This window comes from Fodinibius sp. GM21, from assembly GCF_058386955.1.
Genome location: NZ_JBYEIQ010000002.1, coordinates 78,685 through 98,799, shown reverse-complemented (window position 1 = coordinate 98,799; position 20,115 = coordinate 78,685). Strand labels below are relative to the sequence as shown.

General features: G+C 43.3%; 19 protein-coding genes and 1 pseudogene. 14 read left to right on the top strand and 6 right to left on the bottom strand.

The window, feature by feature from the left end; all coding sequences use genetic code 11:
- Window positions 1-16 precede the first annotated feature (16 nt).
- Window positions 17-1,828 carry a PAS domain S-box protein gene (locus ACT3IB_RS04150; RefSeq protein WP_491537768.1) on the bottom strand — a complete coding sequence of 604 codons (1,812 nt, stop codon included), beginning with the start codon at window positions 1,826-1,828 and terminating at the stop codon, window positions 17-19.
- A 174-nt stretch (window positions 1,829-2,002) separates the two neighbouring features.
- On the opposite strand from ACT3IB_RS04150, the gene ACT3IB_RS04145 reads away from it, so the two are divergent.
- From ACT3IB_RS04145 to ACT3IB_RS04120, 6 genes are all read left to right on the top strand, one after another.
- Complete coding sequence (locus ACT3IB_RS04145) at window positions 2,003-2,734, top strand: sulfotransferase-like domain-containing protein (protein WP_491537767.1); 732 nt, start codon at window positions 2,003-2,005, stop codon at window positions 2,732-2,734.
- A 29-nt stretch (window positions 2,735-2,763) separates the two neighbouring features.
- Window positions 2,764-3,678: an aminotransferase class IV gene (locus tag ACT3IB_RS04140; RefSeq protein ID WP_491537766.1), complete on the top strand. Its 915-nt coding sequence runs from the start codon at window positions 2,764-2,766 to the stop codon at window positions 3,676-3,678.
- Window positions 3,679-3,699: 21 nt separating this feature from the next.
- A complete protein-coding gene (locus tag ACT3IB_RS04135; protein WP_491537765.1) occupies window positions 3,700-4,326 on the top strand; it encodes an ABC transporter ATP-binding protein in 627 nt (208 codons plus the stop codon).
- Window positions 4,326-5,117 carry an ABC transporter permease gene (locus ACT3IB_RS04130; RefSeq protein ID WP_491537764.1) on the top strand — a complete coding sequence of 264 codons (792 nt, stop codon included), beginning with the start codon at window positions 4,326-4,328 and terminating at the stop codon, window positions 5,115-5,117. Before ACT3IB_RS04135 ends, ACT3IB_RS04130 begins: the two co-directional genes overlap by 1 nt.
- 100 nt (window positions 5,118-5,217) lie before the next feature.
- Window positions 5,218-5,619: a TonB-dependent receptor plug domain-containing protein gene (locus ACT3IB_RS04125; RefSeq protein ID WP_491537763.1), complete on the top strand. Its 402-nt coding sequence runs from the start codon at window positions 5,218-5,220 to the stop codon at window positions 5,617-5,619.
- Window positions 5,620-5,716: 97 nt separating this feature from the next.
- Window positions 5,717-6,136: a TonB-dependent receptor plug domain-containing protein gene (locus tag ACT3IB_RS04120; RefSeq protein ID WP_491537762.1), complete on the top strand. Its 420-nt coding sequence runs from the start codon at window positions 5,717-5,719 to the stop codon at window positions 6,134-6,136.
- A 53-nt stretch (window positions 6,137-6,189) separates the two neighbouring features.
- Here the strand turns inward: ACT3IB_RS04120 and ACT3IB_RS04115 are convergent.
- Together ACT3IB_RS04115 and ACT3IB_RS04110 are read right to left on the bottom strand one after the other, a co-directional pair.
- Window positions 6,190-6,447 (bottom strand): annotated as a pseudogene (locus ACT3IB_RS04115) (DUF3124 domain-containing protein); the annotation flags it as partial.
- An 80-nt stretch (window positions 6,448-6,527) separates the two neighbouring features.
- On the bottom strand, window positions 6,528-6,674 hold the full coding sequence (locus tag ACT3IB_RS04110; protein ID WP_491537761.1) for a hypothetical protein: 147 nt from the start codon (window positions 6,672-6,674) through the stop codon (window positions 6,528-6,530).
- A 237-nt stretch (window positions 6,675-6,911) separates the two neighbouring features.
- On the opposite strand from ACT3IB_RS04110, the gene ACT3IB_RS04105 reads away from it, so the two are divergent.
- The 4 genes from ACT3IB_RS04105 (at window position 6,912) to ACT3IB_RS04090 (ending at window position 11,686) form a co-directional block, all read left to right on the top strand.
- Window positions 6,912-7,589 carry a response regulator transcription factor gene (locus ACT3IB_RS04105; RefSeq protein ID WP_491537760.1) on the top strand — a complete coding sequence of 226 codons (678 nt, stop codon included), beginning with the start codon at window positions 6,912-6,914 and terminating at the stop codon, window positions 7,587-7,589.
- Between the two features lie 4 nt (window positions 7,590-7,593).
- Window positions 7,594-8,853: a PorY family sensor histidine kinase gene (porY, locus tag ACT3IB_RS04100; RefSeq protein ID WP_491537759.1), complete on the top strand. Its 1,260-nt coding sequence runs from the start codon at window positions 7,594-7,596 to the stop codon at window positions 8,851-8,853.
- 108 nt (window positions 8,854-8,961) lie between these two features.
- On the top strand, window positions 8,962-11,406 hold the full coding sequence (locus tag ACT3IB_RS04095; protein ID WP_491537758.1) for a TonB-dependent receptor domain-containing protein: 2,445 nt from the start codon (window positions 8,962-8,964) through the stop codon (window positions 11,404-11,406).
- Between the two features lie 70 nt (window positions 11,407-11,476).
- Window positions 11,477-11,686: a hypothetical protein gene (locus ACT3IB_RS04090; protein WP_491537757.1), complete on the top strand. Its 210-nt coding sequence runs from the start codon at window positions 11,477-11,479 to the stop codon at window positions 11,684-11,686.
- A gap of 74 nt (window positions 11,687-11,760) precedes the next feature.
- Here the strand turns inward: ACT3IB_RS04090 and htpX are convergent, their stop codons facing one another.
- Complete coding sequence (gene htpX, locus ACT3IB_RS04085; RefSeq protein ID WP_491537756.1) at window positions 11,761-12,627, bottom strand: zinc metalloprotease HtpX; 867 nt, start codon at window positions 12,625-12,627, stop codon at window positions 11,761-11,763.
- Between the two features lie 236 nt (window positions 12,628-12,863).
- On the opposite strand from htpX, the gene ACT3IB_RS04080 reads away from it, so the two are divergent.
- Complete coding sequence (locus ACT3IB_RS04080) at window positions 12,864-13,196, top strand: rhodanese-like domain-containing protein (RefSeq protein ID WP_491537755.1); 333 nt, start codon at window positions 12,864-12,866, stop codon at window positions 13,194-13,196.
- A 13-nt stretch (window positions 13,197-13,209) separates the two neighbouring features.
- A complete protein-coding gene (locus ACT3IB_RS04075) occupies window positions 13,210-14,739 on the top strand; it encodes a pyridoxal phosphate-dependent decarboxylase family protein (protein WP_491537754.1) in 1,530 nt (509 codons plus the stop codon).
- A gap of 98 nt (window positions 14,740-14,837) precedes the next feature.
- On the opposite strand, the gene ACT3IB_RS04070 is transcribed toward ACT3IB_RS04075, so the two are convergent.
- Together ACT3IB_RS04070 and ACT3IB_RS04065 are read right to left on the bottom strand one after the other, a co-directional pair.
- Entirely contained in the window at window positions 14,838-16,826 is a 1,989-nt protein-coding gene (locus ACT3IB_RS04070; protein ID WP_491537753.1) for an adenylate/guanylate cyclase domain-containing protein, read from the bottom strand.
- Window positions 16,827-16,963: 137 nt separating this feature from the next.
- A complete protein-coding gene (locus tag ACT3IB_RS04065) occupies window positions 16,964-17,575 on the bottom strand; it encodes a TetR/AcrR family transcriptional regulator (RefSeq protein ID WP_491537752.1) in 612 nt (203 codons plus the stop codon).
- A gap of 236 nt (window positions 17,576-17,811) precedes the next feature.
- On the opposite strand from ACT3IB_RS04065, the gene ACT3IB_RS04060 reads away from it, so the two are divergent.
- Window positions 17,812-19,149: an NfeD family protein gene (locus tag ACT3IB_RS04060; protein ID WP_491537751.1), complete on the top strand. Its 1,338-nt coding sequence runs from the start codon at window positions 17,812-17,814 to the stop codon at window positions 19,147-19,149.
- Window positions 19,150-19,190: 41 nt separating this feature from the next.
- On the top strand, window positions 19,191-20,018 hold the full coding sequence (locus ACT3IB_RS04055) for a slipin family protein (protein WP_491537750.1): 828 nt from the start codon (window positions 19,191-19,193) through the stop codon (window positions 20,016-20,018).
- Window positions 20,019-20,115 lie beyond the last annotated feature (97 nt).

Below are 20,115 nucleotides of genomic sequence, written 5' to 3'. Positions count from 1 at the left end.
TCCTGTTGGTTTTATTTTATTCTCCCAAGTCTCGTTCCATATCAAAAGCCAATGAAAAACGGCTGCCAAAATCACCTGAATTTACTTCCAGTTTTCCATCCAGCTGAGCAGTCAATGTGTTAATGATCGTCATTCCTAGCGAAGGTTGTTGTTCAATATTAAAATTTTCCGGCAATCCAACACCGTTATCCTCTACACTTAATGTTATTTGCTCCTCATCTTCTCGGATAGAAATAAAAATTTTACCTTCATCGCTGCCTTCAAATGCATGCTTATAACAATTTGTAATCATCTCGTTAAGCAGCAATCCGCAGGGAATGGCCTGACCTACGGTTAACCGAATCGATTCCATGTCCGTATTCACACGGATGTCTTTTTTAAAATCGGTCATCGAATTTTCGATCATGTTGAGCAGGTCATTTATGTATTTATCAATGGCAATTTCTGAAAATGTTTCTGAGCTGTAAAGCTTTTCATGCACCATTGCGATCGACTGTATCCGCGACTGGCTTTCCTTAAGTTTGGCCAGCAGATTTTCATCCTCGGTATTAAATACCTGCATCTGCAGTAAGCCCGAGATAATTGCCAAATTGTTTTTTACCCGGTGATGAACCTCTGCCAGCAACGTTTCTTTCTCCTTCAGAGATTTTTGTATCGCCTGCTCGTATTTTTTATGATCCGTATTGTCACGTACATAGGTAATAAGCCGCTTTTGCCCGCCCATTTCATAAAATGCGGTATGAATTTCGGTTGGGATCTTCGTCCCGTCCTTCTTTTGGTAGATCCGTTCCCAGGCTTCATCACCGGTGGTAGCTATACCGGCAAAGGTCTCGGGCTGTTTGCTGTGAAATTCTTCGGGAGTCAGATCCAGTACATGCATTCCAATCAGCTCTTCCCGGGTATATCCAAAAAGCTCACATGCCCGCTTATTACACCGTAAAATGGTTCCATCAACATGTATTTCGAAAATGGCATCGAAGGCCATTTCGGTAAACGTACGATGTCTTTTTTCACTTTCCGCGAGTTTCTTTTCAGCAATTTTTCGCTGCGTGATATCTCGGTTTATGCCCACCCAAAACTCATAATCCCCATCATCAGTAGGAAAGGGGGCCATATCCAACTCAACCCAGTAAGGAGTGCCATCCTTTTTGTAATTGATAAACTCTTCCCGTAACGATTCCCCTCTCTTAATCTTTTTATTGATTCGGGTCAGTGCCTCTTCCGATGTTTGGGGACCATGTAAGAAAGTAGGCGTTTTATTAATAATCTCCTCCGACCGATAACCGGTAAACTGCTCAAAAGATTTATTTACAAAAACAATACTCGAGTTCAGAGGGTCATCTTTTGGAACCTTGGTAATGATCACCATATCATTCAAATTATCAAGCGCCAGCTGCTGCAGCGTTTCACGCTCCTCCAGATCTAGGTGCTGTACTTCTTGGTCTTTATCTGCTTTAATAAGTACTCCTGCAAATTCCTCCTTTCCTCCTTCATCGGTAACCAATTCCACCTCATCGCGCAACCAAAGATAATGTCCGGATTTATGCTTAAATCGGTATTTAAGAAGGTGAGAATGACCCGGAGTAGCATCTTCTAACATTGAAACTACTGATTGGCGATCTTCCGGATGAATTCGACTGAGCCAGCTAAAATCCTCCCCCTTTATTTCTGATCGGGAATACCCCAATAGGCGACTAATATTTGGGCTTATATCTACATAGGAATAGTTCTCACCGCTCTCCCGATGGTAATATACAATTGAACTTTGTTCCAACAGCTTTTCAGGTCGATGCTTGACCTCACCACTGCCTTTTTCTTCATTTCTCATCAAGCCTGGTGCTCTATTTACATTCATTGGCCAATAATGTTAAAATATGAAAACTATTGTAGAAAAGCGGATGATGTTTGTATCCCTGTAATCGGTTTTTGTTATTGCTTTTGATGATCCCCGAAATATCAATACCATATACTACCTAAACAATACGCTCCGAGTTCATTTGGTATGGCAAATGTCAAAATAAATATGTGGTCCGGGCCGCGAAATATATCCACGGCCATCATGTACTCCTTTGCACAACGCAGCGACACCCAGGTGGTGGATGAACCTTTCTATGCACACTACCTGCTGCAAAGCGGGGCCGAACACCCCGGGCGTGCAAAAGTACTCGAAAGCCAGCCCAAAGATCCTTCTGTAGTGATGCAAAACCTGATGGCAACCGCCACCAATGCGGACGTCCTGTTTATCAAAAACATGGCACATCACATGATTGAAATGGATGACATGCTGGATCGACTTTTCAAAGAGTTTATCCCTGTTTTTTTAATTCGTGAACCCGCAGACATGCTTCTTTCTCTTGATAAGTCATTGCCCGATCCCTCGCTGCTTGATACCGGATATCAGCAGTTACTCGACCTTTTTGAAACAGCTGAAAACCACAACCTTCCTCTCACCGTGCTCGATTCTAAAGAACTCTTAGAGGATCCTGAGTTTGTTTTATTAGCACTCTGCGAGCAGGTTGGCATTCCATTTGAGGAATCCATGCTTTCCTGGCAACCGGGTCCTATCCCTGAGGATGGCATTTGGGCAAAACATTGGTATCACAAGGTCCACCAATCTACGGGATTTAATCTGTACAACCCTAAATCTGAAAACCTGCCTGATCGCCTGAACCCTCTTTATGAGCGCTGTAAGTCGATTTACGACAGATTGTTTGCACATGCAATTAAAAGATAATCGTAACAATAATCCGACAGTATAAAATTATGATCACACATCCTACCATTCCAGATCCACGAAATAAAGATATACAAGTTTGGATTGACGGTGAACTCTACGATCGCGAGGAGGCCAATATTTCGGTGTTTGACAGCTTAGTACAAGGTGGCGATGGTGTTTGGGAAGGACTACGTGTCTACAATGGCAAAATTTTTGCGCTCGACGAACACCTCGAGCGATTGCAAAATTCAGCTCATGCTATGGCTTTCGATAGCGTACCATCGAATAAGGAAATCAAAGAGGCAATATTTGCCACGCTCGAAGCTAACGACATGCGCAATGAAACACATATTCGACTGACTCTTTCGCGCGGAAAAAAAGTAACTTCCTACATGGATCCCCAGGTTAATCAATTCGGACCAACGCTCATTGTCCTGGCCGAGTGGAAGCCGCCGATTCATGACGACAAAGAAGGCCTCCAACTGGTTACTTCCTCAATACGAAGAAATCCCCCGCAGTGTATCGACTCCAAAATCCATCACAACAACCTGATCAACAATATTCTAGCCAAAATAGAGGCAAATGTTGCCGGCGTCGATGGCGCTGTCATGATGGACATCGAAGGCTATGTATCTGAGGTGAATGCGACAAACATCTTCTTTGTCAATAACGGGAGGGTACTCACTCCTTTTGCAGATAGCTGCCTCCCGGGCATTACACGCAGTATTGTCATTGACCTATGTGAAGAGAATGATATTCCTGTTGCCGAAAAACGGATTAGTATGGCCGAAATGTACTCCGCCGACGAGTGCTTTACCACCGGCACTATGGGCGAACTGGTTCCAGCCGTAGAAATAGATCAGCGCGTAATCGGTAATGGCACTAAGGGGCCCGTAACCGACCGGCTACAAAAACTACACCGTCAGCGTGCCCAAACAACCGGAGAACCGCTTCCTTTTTAATAGAAATGTACTAGACAAGTATTGGCAACATCACCCAACATATCATTTACAAATGTAACTTTCGGTTTTGAAAATGAGCGGATTGTTACTGACTTCTCATTTAAGGCAGCATCCGGCCAACATACCTTGCTAAAAGGAGAATCAGGTTCCGGTAAAAGTACGCTCCTAAAACTTCTTTTGGGGTTTTATAAACCGCAAAGTGGCACCATTTTAGTTGATCACAAAAACAATGACGTCCAAAAAGTGCGTACGCAAACAGCCTGGCTACCTCAGGATTTGAATTTAGGGTCCGGAACGGTTTCTGAGGTCATGGCAAAACCGTTCGAATTTGCAGCCAACCAACCCACCGAACTCGAAAACACTGAACAACATCGAGTTCGAACGTTGGAAATGTTGGGATTGACTCAAGACATTCTCGACAAACAGCTTCGTGATCTTTCCACGGGCCAGCGCCAACGTGTGGGGCTAGCACTCTGCCATCTGCTTGACAAACCACTCCTTTTACTGGATGAGCCGACTTCGGCACTGGATGAAGCATCCAAACAAAAAGCCGCAGAATTACTGCTTAACAGCCGGCATACCGTAATTTCGACTTCACACGATCCATTCTGGGTTGCCAAAGCAGATAACATCATAGAACTCTCATAATGGAAATCATTGATCTTACATGGACACAGCTGGGGATTGGCTTTATTATCATGCTGATTCCAGCCTATATTTTGTGGAAATATCGAACCGGCCTGAACAAAAAGCTGTTGACAGCTTCCGTACGAATGGTTCTACAATTACTTTTTGTAGGATATTACTTACAGTATTTGTTTGAATATGATAATCCTTGGATTAATGCTGCCTGGATTTTTGTGATGGTAGCCGTTGCAGACTTTGCCACCATTGACCGCAGTGACCTTAAGCGAAAATGGTCGGTAATTTTGCCCATTTTTGGAGCTACTTTCTTTGGCATCATCGTTATCGACCTCTTTTTTCTGGAGGTGGTAATTCAACTCCCAAAACTATTGGCGGCACAATACACTATTCCCATAACCGGAATGGTATTGGGTAACTGCTTAAGAAGTAACGTCATTGGAATTAATGCTTTTTATTACAGCTTGAATGAGCATCAGGAACGCTACCAATTTTATCTTTCGTGCGGAGCAACACGATCTGAGGCGGTACATTCATTTTTTAGTGATGCACTCCAAAAATCAGCTAATCCCACACTAGCTTCAATGGCTACGATCGGCCTTGTCTCTCTACCCGGCATGATGACTGGTCAAATTTTGAGTGGCAGCTCACCGCTCATTGCCATCAAATATCAAATAATGATTATGGTTGCCATCTTTTCGGGGACTATACTATCGGTGTACTTAGGAATTCTTTTTACCAATAAGTTTGTTTTTAAAGATACCGATATGCTCGATGAGACTATCTTAAAGAATTAATGCGTCTTATCACCGGCTATTATCGTTCTGTCACATGTTTTTTTAAATCAGTGCCGAGTTTTATAGGTTGATTTATGTAATCTCAAAAGACGATAAGATTATGAAGTTTTCAAAACCACTTATCATCCTTCTTACTGCTGTTTTTTTTGCGACGGTATTGGGCTGTTCTACTTCCAGTACAACAAATAAGGATAATACTAAAAACATGAATCCAGAAAATAATTGGACCCTCAAAGATCATCTCCAGCGAAGTTCCAAAGTAAGAATTACAGGTAGCCCGGGTAGTGAGCGCGTTATCATCCGTGGGGTAAGTACTACCAACAGCCCCACAAGCCAGCCATTGTTTGTCATAGACGGACAAAAAGTTGGCCAAAGCTTTGCCAATGTCACTGAAATGCTATATCCCGGTGAAATAAATTATATCGAAGTTCTTCCTCCATCACGAACAGCACGATTTGGCATGGAGGGACATTTTGGGGTTATCCTTATCCACACAGAGTAATGAATAATATCGATAACATATTAATTTTTATTTACTTAATTGCTGACAATTAGCTATACTGATAAGTACCTAATATTCTTAATCAAATCCCACCGTTATGAAACGATTAAACTTAGGTATGTCGATAGGATTATGTGTGCTATTGCTCGGTACCTTAGGATGTGCTACTACCAGCCAACAGTCTAACCAGATACAATCCCAGGAATATACCAACTATTGGACGCTTGAAGATTTTCTGCGTCGTGCCAGCAGCGTACAGCTCAATGGCAGTGGTGACAATATCCATGTCATCATACGTGGTCATAAATCAATTAATAACCCCACGGCACAGCCACTATTCGTCGTGGACGGCCAAAAAGCAGGGCGAAGCTACTCCCGGGTTTCAAGTATGTTTTCTCGCGGTGATATCGTCTCTATCAGAGTTCTTCCTCCGGGTTCCTCTGCTCAATACGGTATGCAGGGACATTATGGAGTAATAGAAATAGAGTCAAAATTTTCGGCTAATCAAAACTCGTAGTGCAAAACGGTAGCACAATGCCAACTTTTTAAAATGCTACCGTACCTATTGTATCAGTTTTGGGTAGTACGTAGAGCTTGTTCTTTAAGTACTCGTCCAACACTTAAAAATGAAATACCTTGTTGCTGCGTGGTACTGATGTTAACCGCTTCTATAACCGGAGGGTAAACGGGTTCTTGTGAGTGCCAGCGTACTAGGAAGTTAGCCCCAACACCGCCACGCAAATCTGCTTCTTCAATAACATACGAGGTTGAAGCCAGCTGGCTTATTTGCTCGGTCGAATCCACATACTGTTGAATTAGGTTACCTTTCGAATCATAATAAGGCTACTTCAGTAATAATGAAGTGACGATAGGGATCTGCATTCCGGATATTTAGTGTGGTCGCCAGGTTAAATGTTTTCTGGCGGTTTTTGTTGATAGATGTGCGAATAAACAGGCACATACACCAGCTGCCCCACACTGCTATTCTCTCGTTTAAAATCGTCGGGTTCCTGCTGTGACAGAACACCATCCCCTTCATTTTGCTCAACAACCAAATTTGATTGCTAATCTTGAGAAGGGGTTCCCTGTTCATAAACACATCCTCCCAGCGCAACCCCAAAAACCAATATTAGTAAAATATACCGCATTATATATCCGGATCTAGGTCAGCCTTATAATGATTCTATCAATAATATAATCATTGCTTTTAAAGTGCTAATCTATAGAAGATATAAATATAATTTATTGACCTTCAGTTTTGCTTCAAATTCATTTGTTATGTTTATGCTGCTATGAAACTACTTATCATCGAAGACAACGAAGACCTGCTGCAAAACATCCAAACGTATCTTAAGCGTGAAGGATACATCTGCGAAACTGCGAAATCGTATTCTGCCGCTTTCGACAAGGTAATGTCTTATACCTACGACGTGGTCCTTATTGACATCATGATTCCCGGCGGATCGGGCCTGCAGGTCTTGCGGGAATTAAAATCTGTAAATCCGGAAACGGGAACTATCATCATATCAGCAAAAAACGCTCTGGATGACAAGGTGGAAGGCCTCGAGCTGGGTGCCGATGATTACATCACCAAACCTTTCCAACTGCCCGAGCTTCATGCACGAATTAAAGCCGTAAATCGCAGGCAACAACGCGACGGCAAGGAAATTATTACTGTAAATGAGATCGCCATTAACACCAAAACCATGGAAGTTACGGTCGATGGAGATCCCGTAAATCTTACGCCTAAGGAATACGAACTGATGCTCTATTTCTCATCGAATAAAAACCACGTGCTCTCCAAACAGACTATTGCCGAGCACTTGTGGGGTGATTATGTCGACCATCTCGAGAATCTTGATTTTGTGTATCAACACATCAAGAACCTGCGCAAAAAACTGGAAAAGGCCGGAGCTGATGATTATATCGAAAGCGTCTACGGAATAGGATACAAATTTAAAGTCCACTAATTCCATGAAGCTGATAACAAAATTTGTTCTTATTTACCTCGTGGTAACTATTATTGTGTTGGGCATCGGGGGATTCGTGTCTTATCATGTTATCAAGGGCGAACTCGACAACGAACTGAAGTGGCGCTTTTTGGACCGCGTTGAACGGGTAACGTACCTGCTGGAACAAGGAGAAAACTTTGAAAGTACGGTGCAAGATGACGATGACACCAATTTGAAAATAGTTGCCCTCCCGAATCGGGTAGAACCAAGTGTAGAAATTCGCGATACCCTGGTATGGCACGACCGACTGCAACAAATGGAAAACAATCTAAAGCTTGTTGCCTATCGCAATGTTGAGGGCAGTACTTACCGCATAACAACATATGGGGCACTGGTAGAATCCGATGACATCACCGAAGCCGTAATACAAATTTTGCTCTGGATTTTGGGCCTCCAAGTCATCGGTGCTGTTGGCGTCGGATTCATTGTTTCCAACAGGCTATTTAAACCATTCCGAAAAACACTTGAGCGCATCAAAAACTTTAGCCTGCAAGATAAAGAGCCTATAAACGCTGAAGAAACATCTGTGGCTGAATTCGATGATTTAAATAAATTCGTGGAGCAGATGACCAGCAAGGCGATATCCGACTATAAAAACCTTAAAGAATTTGCTGAAAATGCTTCTCACGAGCTTCAAACTCCGCTGTCCATCATCAAGGGTAAGCTGGAACTGCTTACCGAGACCGATCTTTCGCCCGAGCAATATCAGTTTGTGGAAGACAGTCAGAGATCCGTAAAAAAATTATCACGGCTCAGCGAATCATTAGCCCTTCTCACGAAAATTGAAAACCATGAGTTTACCGGCACCGAAGAGGTTAATCTATCAGCGTTGATAAGAGAAAGCACTCAATCTTTTGATGAATTTATTGCCCTTAATGGTCTAACCGTTGAAACCGATGTCAAAGATGATGTTTTAGTACAGATGCATCCTGTTCTGGCCGATATATTATGGACTAATCTTTTCCAAAATGCTATAAAACATAATATTGAAGAAGGAAATATTGCCATTTCGTTGAATAGCCAACGCCTACGCATCTCCAATACCGGGGACCCCCTCTCCTCCACACCCGAAGAACTGTTCCGACGTTTCAAAAAAGATAATGTTGATTCCAACTCTATTGGGCTGGGTTTAGCAATAATTAAACGAATTGTTGATCAATACCATTATACCATCTCGTATACATACAAAGACGAGTGGCATACGATCCAAATTGATTTCTAAAACTGAAGAATCTTCAAATTTACTTCAGTATTCGTTTAATGTTTGAATAGAATCACCTGTTATCTTTTGAACACACCAATTGAGCAACAACATTTTAACAACTATCCAATGATGAAAAAGTTACTCTCAACTCTTTCCCTGCTGTTACTTTTTTCGATATCCGCTTTAGCTCAAACTAAAGGTTCTGTAACAGGCACTGTTATAGATCAGGACGATCAACCTTTGTCCAGTGCCTCAGTGGCTATTTATGATTCAACCCAATCCAATATTATTACCGGTGCTTCTACTAATGCCGAGGGATCTTTTTCTATTGATGTTTCTCCCGGCCAATATATGTTGAAGATCACTTTTCTCTCTTTCCAACCCCATACGCAAGAGATTCAAATTTCGGAAGGTCAAACGAATGACCTTGGCACCATTGCCATGACGCCCACCTCCGAAGATCTTGGGGAGCTTTTTGTGCGCGCCGAAAGATCAGAAATGCAAATGAATTTTGATAAACGAACCTTTCAGGTAGGACAGGATATTACCAGTTTGGGAGGATCAGCCGTAGATGTATTGAATAATGTGCCTTCGGTTTCTACCGATATCGATGGCAATATTAGCTTGCGGGGTAACGAGTCGGTACGGGTTCTCATCAACGGCAAACCCTCGAGCATGGCCAACAGCAGCAATGTGGATGCCCTCAACAGTATTCCCGCCAACATGATTAAATCAGTTGAAATTATCACCAATCCCTCGGCCCGTTACGCTGCTGAAGGATCGGGCGGCATCATCAATATTATCCTAAAGAAAGATCAACGCCGAGGACTCAATGGTAACTTTGAGGTGGGTACCGGTTTGCCGGAAGAGTATGAAAGTTCAGTCAACTTGAATTATCGTGTAGGGGATATTAACTGGTTCTTCAATGGCGGCCTTGATTATAGCAGCGAACCCGAAGGCGGAAGCTCCTTCCAACGTTTTGCCGGCCCTGACACCACCTATATGTACCGCGAACAGACCGACTCGCAGGAATCGGAACTTGACGGTGATCTGCAATTTGGGGCTGATTTTTATCTTACAGAAACACAGGTGCTAACCGCAAGTGCCTATTTAAGTGCCGAAAGAGAAGAAAATAATGAAGACATTACTTATACCGACCTGGAATACAGTCCCGGTGCGTTTACCGGCAATGTACTGGAAGAGACATTCCGTGAAAATAGGGAAGAGACTAATGAACGTGATATTGACATAAATCTGGATTATGAAAACAAAATTGACGGTGATGACCACAAGCTTGTTGCCGATGCCAGCTTTGATATCAGCCGAGAAGAAGCCACCAATAATATTGAAGAAACCGTTCGCCAGGGTAATGCCGATCCGCTGATGCAACGAGCCATCGATGAGGAACAAGAAATGGATCTACGATTCAACGCCGAATATGAACGCCCATTATTCGGTGGCGGTAAACTTGAAACAGGTCTGCGCAGTGATACCGAATGGATGGATAATAGTTATCGTGCCGAAACGCTGGTCAACGGTAACTGGATAAGTGAAGAGAATTATACCGATAACTTTCTCTATACTGAAAATGTCAATGCTGCTTTCGCTACCCTAAACTACGAATGGTCTTCATTATCGGCCCAAATTGGGCTTCGTCTTGAAAACACGAATATCCGTACAGAAGTTAAAAGTGATAATACGGTAGTCACTCAAAATTACGTAAACCTTTTTCCAAGCGTATTCTTAAGTTATTCTTTCAACGAGCAGCAATCAGTTCAGGTGAGTTATAGTCGCCGATTGCAACGTCCTTGGTCACGAGCCCTTATTCCATTTAATGATTTTGACGATCAACGAAGCCAATATACCGGTAATCCCAATTTGACGCCCGAATTCAGTAACTCTTATGAGTTTGGATACCTGCATTACTGGAAATCCGGATCACTTCTTACGAGTTTTTATCATCGTTATCGCACTGATGTTATTGAGCGCATTACTGAAGCCCAACAAGGCGTTACCCGTATATTTCCGATCAACCTCGCCACCGAAAAAGCATGGGGGGTTGAATTTTCAGCTGACCAGGAAATTGCCGATCGATTGAATCTGACAGCTAACGCCAACCTCTTTCAGTCAAACTCTGAAGGCACCTACCAAGATCAGGTTTTCAGCAGCGAATCCGAAAACTTCCGCGCACGCATGCGACTGCGCTGGGAAATTGTTGATGGCTTAAACTATCAGGCCTCCATGCGCTATCGGGGTCCCAGCAATACTACACAGGGGCGTCGGGAAGGTATGACGATGATGGACACCGGTCTTTCTAAAGACATCATGGATGGCAAAGCTAAAATCAACTTAAATATTAGAGACCTACTGGACTCCCAGAACTTCAACTATACTGCTAATACCGACGGGAATCCCAATACCGATTTCTTTACACAGCGCGAGTTTAGCTGGTCATCGCGTTCAGCCACCATTAGCTTCCAGTATTTCTTTGGCGAACGGAATAACGAACAGCGGCGTCGCAATCAAGGCGAAAATGGAAACGGGCCCGAAGGTGGCATGGGAGAGATGTAAGTTAGCTAATTTTGATTCAAATTGAGCTCTACAGTGATTATCTTTGCGCAAATAAAATAAAAAGGAAGCTATGAGCTCTGTTATTGAATCATATAAACTTGGCAATATCGCCGTTGAAATAAGCGAAACTGATAACCCCAATAAATTAAAAGTGGATTGTAATGACGGTAATTATCACTCCGAGTTTACCGTCCGCAAGTATGAATACAAAAACTACAAGCGCCACATGAATCAGCGCATCAAAAATGCTTATGATGAGCAGTACAACGAAGAGAAATAAATAATAGCCGTATCCACATAGGAAAACCCTCAGGATATCCAACATCCTGAGGGGTTTTTATTTGAAATATCATCTCAATCAAAAAGATATTCCCCGGTACTCTGCATGTGCATCAGCCGCTCTACCCGGTCTTCAGTGTCGGGGTGTGTTGAAAACAAACTCATAAAGCTGCCGCCGCTAAAGGGATTCACCGGAAACATATGCGAAGTTGAACGCATGGCCGTATCCGAAACATTCATTGGAATCTGCTCAGCTGCTTTTTCGATGCGTTGCAAGGCTGATGCAAGCTTAGCGGGCTGGCCGCATATTTCTGCACCTACCCGATCAGCTTCATATTCTCGCGTTCTGCTAATGGCAGCCTGAAGCATTGTCGCAGCAATAGGGGCTGTGATCAACACAATAAGCGCCACCAGCGGATTTGATCCGCGATCACTTCCGCCAATCGGGATGAAATATGCAAACTGCGCCAACATCGTAAGAGCACTCACAACCGTAGTCACGATAGTTTGTGTGAGTATATCACGATTTTGAATATGGGCCAGCTCATGGGCTATTACCGCTCGAAGTTCATCCACATTAAGCGCCTGCATGATTCCCTCTGTAACTGCGACTGCTGCATTTTCGGGATTACGTCCCGTTGCAAAAGCATTTGGTTGTTTTTGCGGGATGATATACACTGACGGCATTGGCAGGTCGGCCTTGCGAGCCAGTTCCTCTATCATTCCATATAATCGAGGATGAGAACTCCGATCCACAGACTGGGCATCGTACATCCGTAACACCATCTTATCGGATTTCCAGTAACTGAAAAAGTTCATCACCATTGCAAAAACAAATGCAATAACAAGACCTGTAGAGCCACCTAAAACCTGTCCTACCAACATGAACAGCACGGCAGCCAATGTCATCAGAAAAACCGTTCGTAAACTATTTCTATTCATATTTTTGTTAATAATTAGCTGTTATTTTTTCTATCTGTTAAACGTATAATGTGTCACTTTGTTTTAGTTTCATAAACAAATTTTAAACTACAAAGTGTTCAAAAATTATAGTAGGAAGGTTACCCCTCTGTTTGCACCTTGGAATGGTAAGTATCGCTCCCATTGTTGTATAATGCTGTATTTGTGCGAACAAATATAGAACCAAATCTACAGAGGTGATCACTATGCCACTTACGATGCAACGTATATCTGCAACAGACCTTCACGATCGCATGACGAGCGAGAATCGTCCTGTTTTGATTAATGCGTTGTCGGAAGAAGCCTTTGAGGCCAAGCGCATTCCGGGTTCCATCAACATTACGGAACATAACCTCGAATGCGCAACAAATGTAATTCCTGACAAGGATCAGGATATTGTCGTCTACTGCACCAATGCGGATTGTGATGCCTCTCCCAAACTTGCAGAAAAGCTCACGGAAATGGGCTACAATAACGTTTGGGACTTCGAAGAGGGGTTGGCCGGATGGCGTAGCGAAGGCTATCGCCTCACAGGCACCGATGTAAGTTAACATATATCACTTTTTGATTTTGGGAGTCGCGGCCATTCAGTTGGCCGCGGCTTTTATTATTTTAGGATCACTTGATAATTGTAATTGTGTGACGACCATCCCATTCATGGAACAAGAAATCAAAGAACTCGAACGACAGGCTCAAAAGCTCGAAACCAACTCTCAAGACCGGCATTCCCTATTGAGTAAAGCTCAAAATTACGGGGAGGGGTTTTTGTCCACGCTTGACGATCAGCCTGCTTACGTGGATTCAGAATCCATGGGCAAGGGTGTTTATGAGCTACCTTTTGATGAACAACCCAAAGAATTTGACCAGCTCTTGGAAGTTTTAAAATCTGAAGTGGACAGACCGGGACTCAATCCCGCCTCAGGCAAGCATGCCGGTTACATCCCCGGAGGAGGGCTCTATCCCTCGGCCATCGCCGACTACCTGGCAGCCGTTACCAATCGCTACACAGGTGTTTTCTTTTCTTCACCGGGCGCCGTCCGCATCGAAAATATGTGTATCCGCTGGATGAATGATCTCATCGGCTACCCAGAAGGGTCGGCCGGTAATTTAACATCAGGCGGGTCGATTGCGAATTTGATTGGACTAGTCACAGCTCGCGACGATTCGGGTATAAAAGCCAAGAATTTTAACCGCGCCGTAATTTATACTACTCAGCAAGTCCATCACTGTGTCGTCAAGGCTATCAAGTTTGCCGGACTGCAAGAAGCGACGCTCCGAACCATTCCTATGGATGACCGCTACCGCATGAAGGCTGATGCCCTTGAACAACAAATTCAATCAGACAAAGAAGAGGGACTTCTCCCACTAACGATCTTTGCTTCTGCGGGTACTACCGATCTTGGTGCTGTCGATCCGCTCGATAAAATTGGTGATATCGCCGATCATCACGATCTATGGTTCCACGTAGACGCGGCTTACGGAGGCTTCTTCTTGCTTACTGAACACGGAAAAGAAGTAATGAAAGGTATTGAAAAATCAAATTCTGCTACCATTGATCCACATAAGGGATTGTTTTTGCCGTATGGATCAGGAGCACTGCTCGTCAGAGACGGTCAAAAGTTATACAGTTCGCAGCACATGTCTGCTAATTATCTTCAGGACACATACAAAGCCACCGAAGAAGCATCTCCCGCCGATCTTTCACCGGAACTCTCTAAACATTTTCGAGGACTTCGGATGTGGCTTCCGCTCCAGCTTTTCGGCATTCAACCATTCCGCGCAGCACTGGAAGAAAAATTGCTGCTCACCCGCTACTTTTATGAGGAGATTCAGCAAATTAACGGTATCGAAGTGGGCCCGGAACCGGAACTTTCCGTTGCTTTTTTTCGATATGTCCCCGATTCGGGCAATGCCAACACATTCAACAAAAAACTGGTCGAGGAAATCCACCATGATGGGCGTGTTTTCCTATCCTCAACGCACATTAACGGGACCGTATTCCTTCGACTGGCAGTACTTAATTTTCGGACACACCTTAAAGAGGTAAACCTTATTTTAACGGTGTTAAAAGAAAAGATTCAAAATCTGGTTTAATTATAACCGTTTTCAAAATCAGCTATGCCACGATTTATGAGGCTTCAAACCAGACTTTTCTCAGAAACTTTCAGCACGCCCACATTCAAGGGGCTTGTTCAAGATGAGTTGATTTCCGGTTCAGAAACAGACCATTGATGTTCTTCTGGAATATTCAGTTGATCCAACAAATCGTCGTAACGGTCGCCTTGTTTTATCTCATCCCACAAAGGATCCGAAAATATAAAATATAGTTCTCCAACTTTATCTTCGGCTGCTCGCTGCAAGTGAAAGAAAACTTCGTCGTATTTTTCCATCCCCAGATAGGCCATAGCAATATCAAGTGAGGATGCCATGTACGAATCATCAGCATCACCAATCTGCAGTGCATCTATAAAGTGATCGGCCACATCATCCATACCGAGTCGAGCGGTTATATAAACTAAGTGGGGAATATTCTTTTGCTCCCGTGATACCAAGTTTTGCAATACTTCAAATTCGTTGTGCGCTTTTTTTAGCTTTTCCATGGCAACCAGCGTCCATCCCTTACCTTCCAAAGCCGCCAGGAACGAGGAATCCAGCTCCAGCGTATAGTTGTATTGTTCAAGTGCATTCGAAAACTTATTCAAGTTGTAGTAGGCCCTGGCCAGCTCAGCGTTGTAAAGAAGATTTGTCGGCTCTAACTCCAGCGTCCGCTCCATCCAAGGAAGGGCGGTTTCGTTTTCACCCATCATATTTAAAAAGCGAAAATAATTATAGCACACCTCCGGATTATTAGCGTCAATCTCGTACGCTCTGTCTAACAGTCGTTTTGCCTTTTCAGAATCTTGTCGCAAGAGTAGTTCTATTGTAGCCTTTAGTGCTAACGCGGTTGCAAATCGATCATCTAAAGTTAATACGGCATCTATATTTTCTTCGGCTTTTTTATAGGCTCGACGGGGCTGCATCTGCCCATATATACCCAGGAAAATATAGCATTGCGCCAGACCTATTCTCGACTTCAGATCTGTAACATCTTTCTCAATTGCCTGATTAAAACATTTCATTGCCTTGCGAACCGAAGTAAGCGAATGATTTTGTAACTCAAAGTTCCCCTCCAAATAGTGTTCATAAGCCCCTTTTACATTGCGGGATTTGAGGGGGTCAGGATCCTGCACCGGTCTTGCATCCTCTTCTTCAAACCCTTTTTGGACTTTTTGTAATATCTCTTCCGAAATGCCATCCTGTATTGCAAAGATATCCTTCAAATGGCGCTCATACGTTTCTGACCATAAATGGAATCCCCCTCCGGTTTCAATGAACTGGGCTGTAACACGAATTTTATCTTCATTTTTTCTCACACTTCCCTCAAGGATGTGACTAACCATGAGGTCTTCACCAATGGTTCGTATATCAATATTTCGTCCTTTATAGGAAAAGGCCGACGTTCTGGAGGTAACATCAATGCCCTTCATCTTGGTTAAGCCATTAATAATTTCTTCGGTCAGTCCGTCGCCAAAATACTCGAACCCCCGTTCATCACTCATATTAACAAAAGGCAGCACAGCTATTCGGTCTTTAACCCGGCCACTTTTAGCCTTAATGTCTCGAGCTGTTGGTTCATTGATGCCCTCATTAGTAACGGCAAAAATTGAAATGGGATGTTTTACATTTTTCAGCTCAAAGGTGCCAAGCTCCTTTGTTTGTATATCACGGTGATTTCTAATTTCATCCTGAACCTTCTCAGAAATCAAGATACCGCCGGATATTGCAAGTGACTCCAGACGGGAAGCAATATTTACGGCATCACCATAGACATCTTCAGCATTATAAGCGATATCGCCTACATGCAGGCCAATACGAAGAGGCAGATATGGATTGGCTAAATCGTTTTGAATTTTAATGCCACACATGACAGCATTATAAGCACTGTTAAAAACAGTAAGTGCCCCATCGCCGTAGTAGTGAAGTACCTTTCCCTCAAATGCTGTAGCCCTGTTATTCAGCACCTCCCGGTGCCGTTGCTTTTGTTTATTAGCATTATCTTCGTCTTCCTGCATCATAGCTGTATAACCGACGATATCGGTAAACATTACAGCTGCAAGTAAACGAGTGGTATTTGCGCCCATAATAGCCGTATTAAATTGCAATCTGAGGTATCAGGTCGAACCTTTGCCTACAGGGCCTTTCGAAAGGTAAAAATACATAATGCTTTGTATAAATGTCGGTTAGAGTGTATTAATTTTTTAACGGATAACATAGTATATCAGGCCGTCAACCAATTTAGAATAGTATCCAAAATTACTCCCTTTCTTTTCTGTGAAAATCCTTGTTCAGATGCAGCATTCTCTATACCAAAAAGCGACTGATGTATCGGTCCCGCCACAACAGGATAATAACAAAGCGAAAAAATATTCATAAGTAAATCCTGGACGCTCACAGAGGCTATTTCATAATTTGAGGCCGCATCCATTAGCTCCTCTTCAAACTTTGCGACCTGCAGCGCTACCTGATCCTCAAAAATAGGCTGCAGCCAATCCGGTTTTCTGCTGATTTCCGTAATCACAAACGCCAAAACCCGAGGACTTTGATCTGCTTTTTGCAAACTGTTTTCGATTAGCAACTCTATTTTTTTAAACAACGGCACATCTTTCGAAAGTACATCATTCAAATCTTCAAAGATTATATGCACCGATTGTTTGTATACATGCTCGAATAATTCTTGTTTCGTGTTAAAATAATAATGGATCATTGCCTTAGTTACTCCAATATGATCAGCAATATGATGCAAGCGCGCTCCTTCGAATCCATGGGTTAAAAATTCATCTCGGGCCGCACTAATAATTTCCTGGCGGGTATTTTTCGACTGTTTGCTCATAGAACTAAATAGTTAGTTAGCATGTTTTCTCAAAGCTAACTGTTACTTTGGGGAAGAGCAAGCATATTAATTGAGTGGTTAGATCTATTTAATCTCAAAAGTAAAACAGCACTATACCTGTCATATTAATTTGGTCTAACAACGAATTTGTTTGAATCTTGGTTACTTATTTATCAACATAATTATAAATTATCTGCCGATATTGTTTCCCACATCCTTTTTGATAACATTATAGTATGAAACAGCTGATCATTATTACATTTCTTGCTTTTTTCACGGGCGGCACTTCAGTTCAACCCGACACGACTGTAGCCGACTCTGTTCGACAGACATCCTCCCCGCCGGTGGTAACTATGATTTCGGTAGAGGGATCCATTTCCCCAACAACGACCAATTACATCAATCGGGGAATAAAAACAGCCAACGAAGAGGGGGCCGAAGCCCTTATCATCCAGCTGGATACCCCGGGCGGGCTGCTGGAATCCACTAAAAATATCGTCCAGTCGTTTCTCAAATCCGATGATTTGCCCATTATTGTTTATGTTGCTCCCGAAGGAGCTCGTGCTGCCAGCGCCGGAACGTTTATCACCATGGCGGCCCATATTGCAGCGATGGCGCCTACTACTACCATAGGAGCTGCATCACCTGTACAGATGGGCGGGGGGCAATCCGATACCGTAATGCAGAAAAAGATTTTTAATTATTCCGAGAGCTTTATTGAGAGCATCGCTAATCGGCGCGACCGCAATGCGGAATGGGCCAGGTCGGCAGTGCGTGATGGGGAATCAATTACAGCTGAAGAGGCCCTCGAGTTAAACGTGATTGATCTGATAGCCTCTAACACGGACGAGCTCCTGCAAAATATTGATGGACGTACGTTCAATGGCGATACGTTGGCAACCAATAATGCCACCATCAAAGAGGTACCAACAAATTTTGCCGAACAATTCCTCGGCTTTATCATGCGTCCCGAAGTTATGCTTATTCTAACAATGATTGCCATATATGGTATTATCGGTGAGGTAACAAATCCGGGCGCTATTGTACCCGGTGTAGCCGGAGTCATTGCGCTTGTGCTAGTGCTATATGCTTCAGCTGCAATGCCTATCAATATTGCCGGCTTTGCGCTTATAGGACTGGCCATAGTCTTGTTTATCGCTGAAGCCTTTACCCCAACCTTTGGATTACTCATAGCAGGGGGGTCTGTATCTTTCTTCCTGGGAGCACTCATGCTTTTCCAGAATTTACCAGAATCGATGGAGCTTTCGTGGGCCTGGCTTGTCCCAGCAACCATGTTGACAGCGCTATTTTTTATCTGGATTGTAACCGAAGGAATTAGAGCACAATTTACGGATAGTAAAACCGGCAAAAGCTCAATGATAGGCAAGCGAGCCGAAGTCGTTGATAAAATTGACAACAGTCACGGAAAAGTTTTTGTGAACGGAGAATTCTGGGATGCAGTTAGCGATGAACATACCATTGAAAAAGGAGAATTTTGTGAAATTACCGAGATCCAAGGACTTAAAATGAAAGTAAAACCATTATCAAAGTCATCAGATACAAATAACGGATAGCGAATTTTAACAGCTATTACTAATCCCTAAAAAAGAAGCTTATGGAAAGTTCGAATCAACTTTTTGATATGTTAACGTGGATCATCACTATTGCTGTTTTAGCAGCAATACTGTTACCGCAGGTTTTTAAAATCCTGCGAGAGTATGAACGTGCTGTTGTCTTTCGGCTTGGGAAGTTTCATAAGACCAAAGGTCCGGGTCTTATCATGCTTATTCCCTTCATCGATAAAATTGAGCGCGTTGACCTTCGGGTGTTAACAATTAACGTAGACAGACAGGAAGTTATCACAAAAGATAACGTCACGGTACACGTTGATGCTATTACTTTTTTCCGCGTTATCGACGCCGAAGCGGCCACCATACAGGTCGAGAAATATATCCATGCCACATCGATGCTGGCACAAACAACCTTGCGCAGTATTGTAGGACAGGTAGAGCTTGACGAATTGCTGGCCGAGCGCGATAAAGTAAATAAGAACATTCAGGAGATTATTGACCGTCAGACCGATCCATGGGGAGTTAAGGTTGTTTCTGTAGAAGTCCGCGATGTAGTATTGCCCGAAAATATGAAGCGTGCTATGGCACGTCAGGCTGAAACTGAGCGCGATCGTCGTGCAAAAGTGATTAATGCCGAAGGCGAATTCCAGGCGGCCGAGCGATTAGTCGAAGCGGCTACCATGATGAAAGAAGCCCCAATGGCACTGCAACTGCGATTCCTGCAAACAATGAGCGACATCAGCGAAGAGAATGCTACGTTTGCCTTTATGCCGCTGCCAATGGAGATGCTTGAAGTATTCAAAGATATGTCGGGCGTAGATCTTCCTCCACAAATAAGCGATGATTCAAACGAATCGGATGAGGAATCATAATTACAAGTGGTTCTTTTGATTTTTATCAACCGGCGCGGGTCTGGCCCGCGCCGGTTTTTTATGAATGGATAATACCGAATCAGTGTTCTCGTTTTGT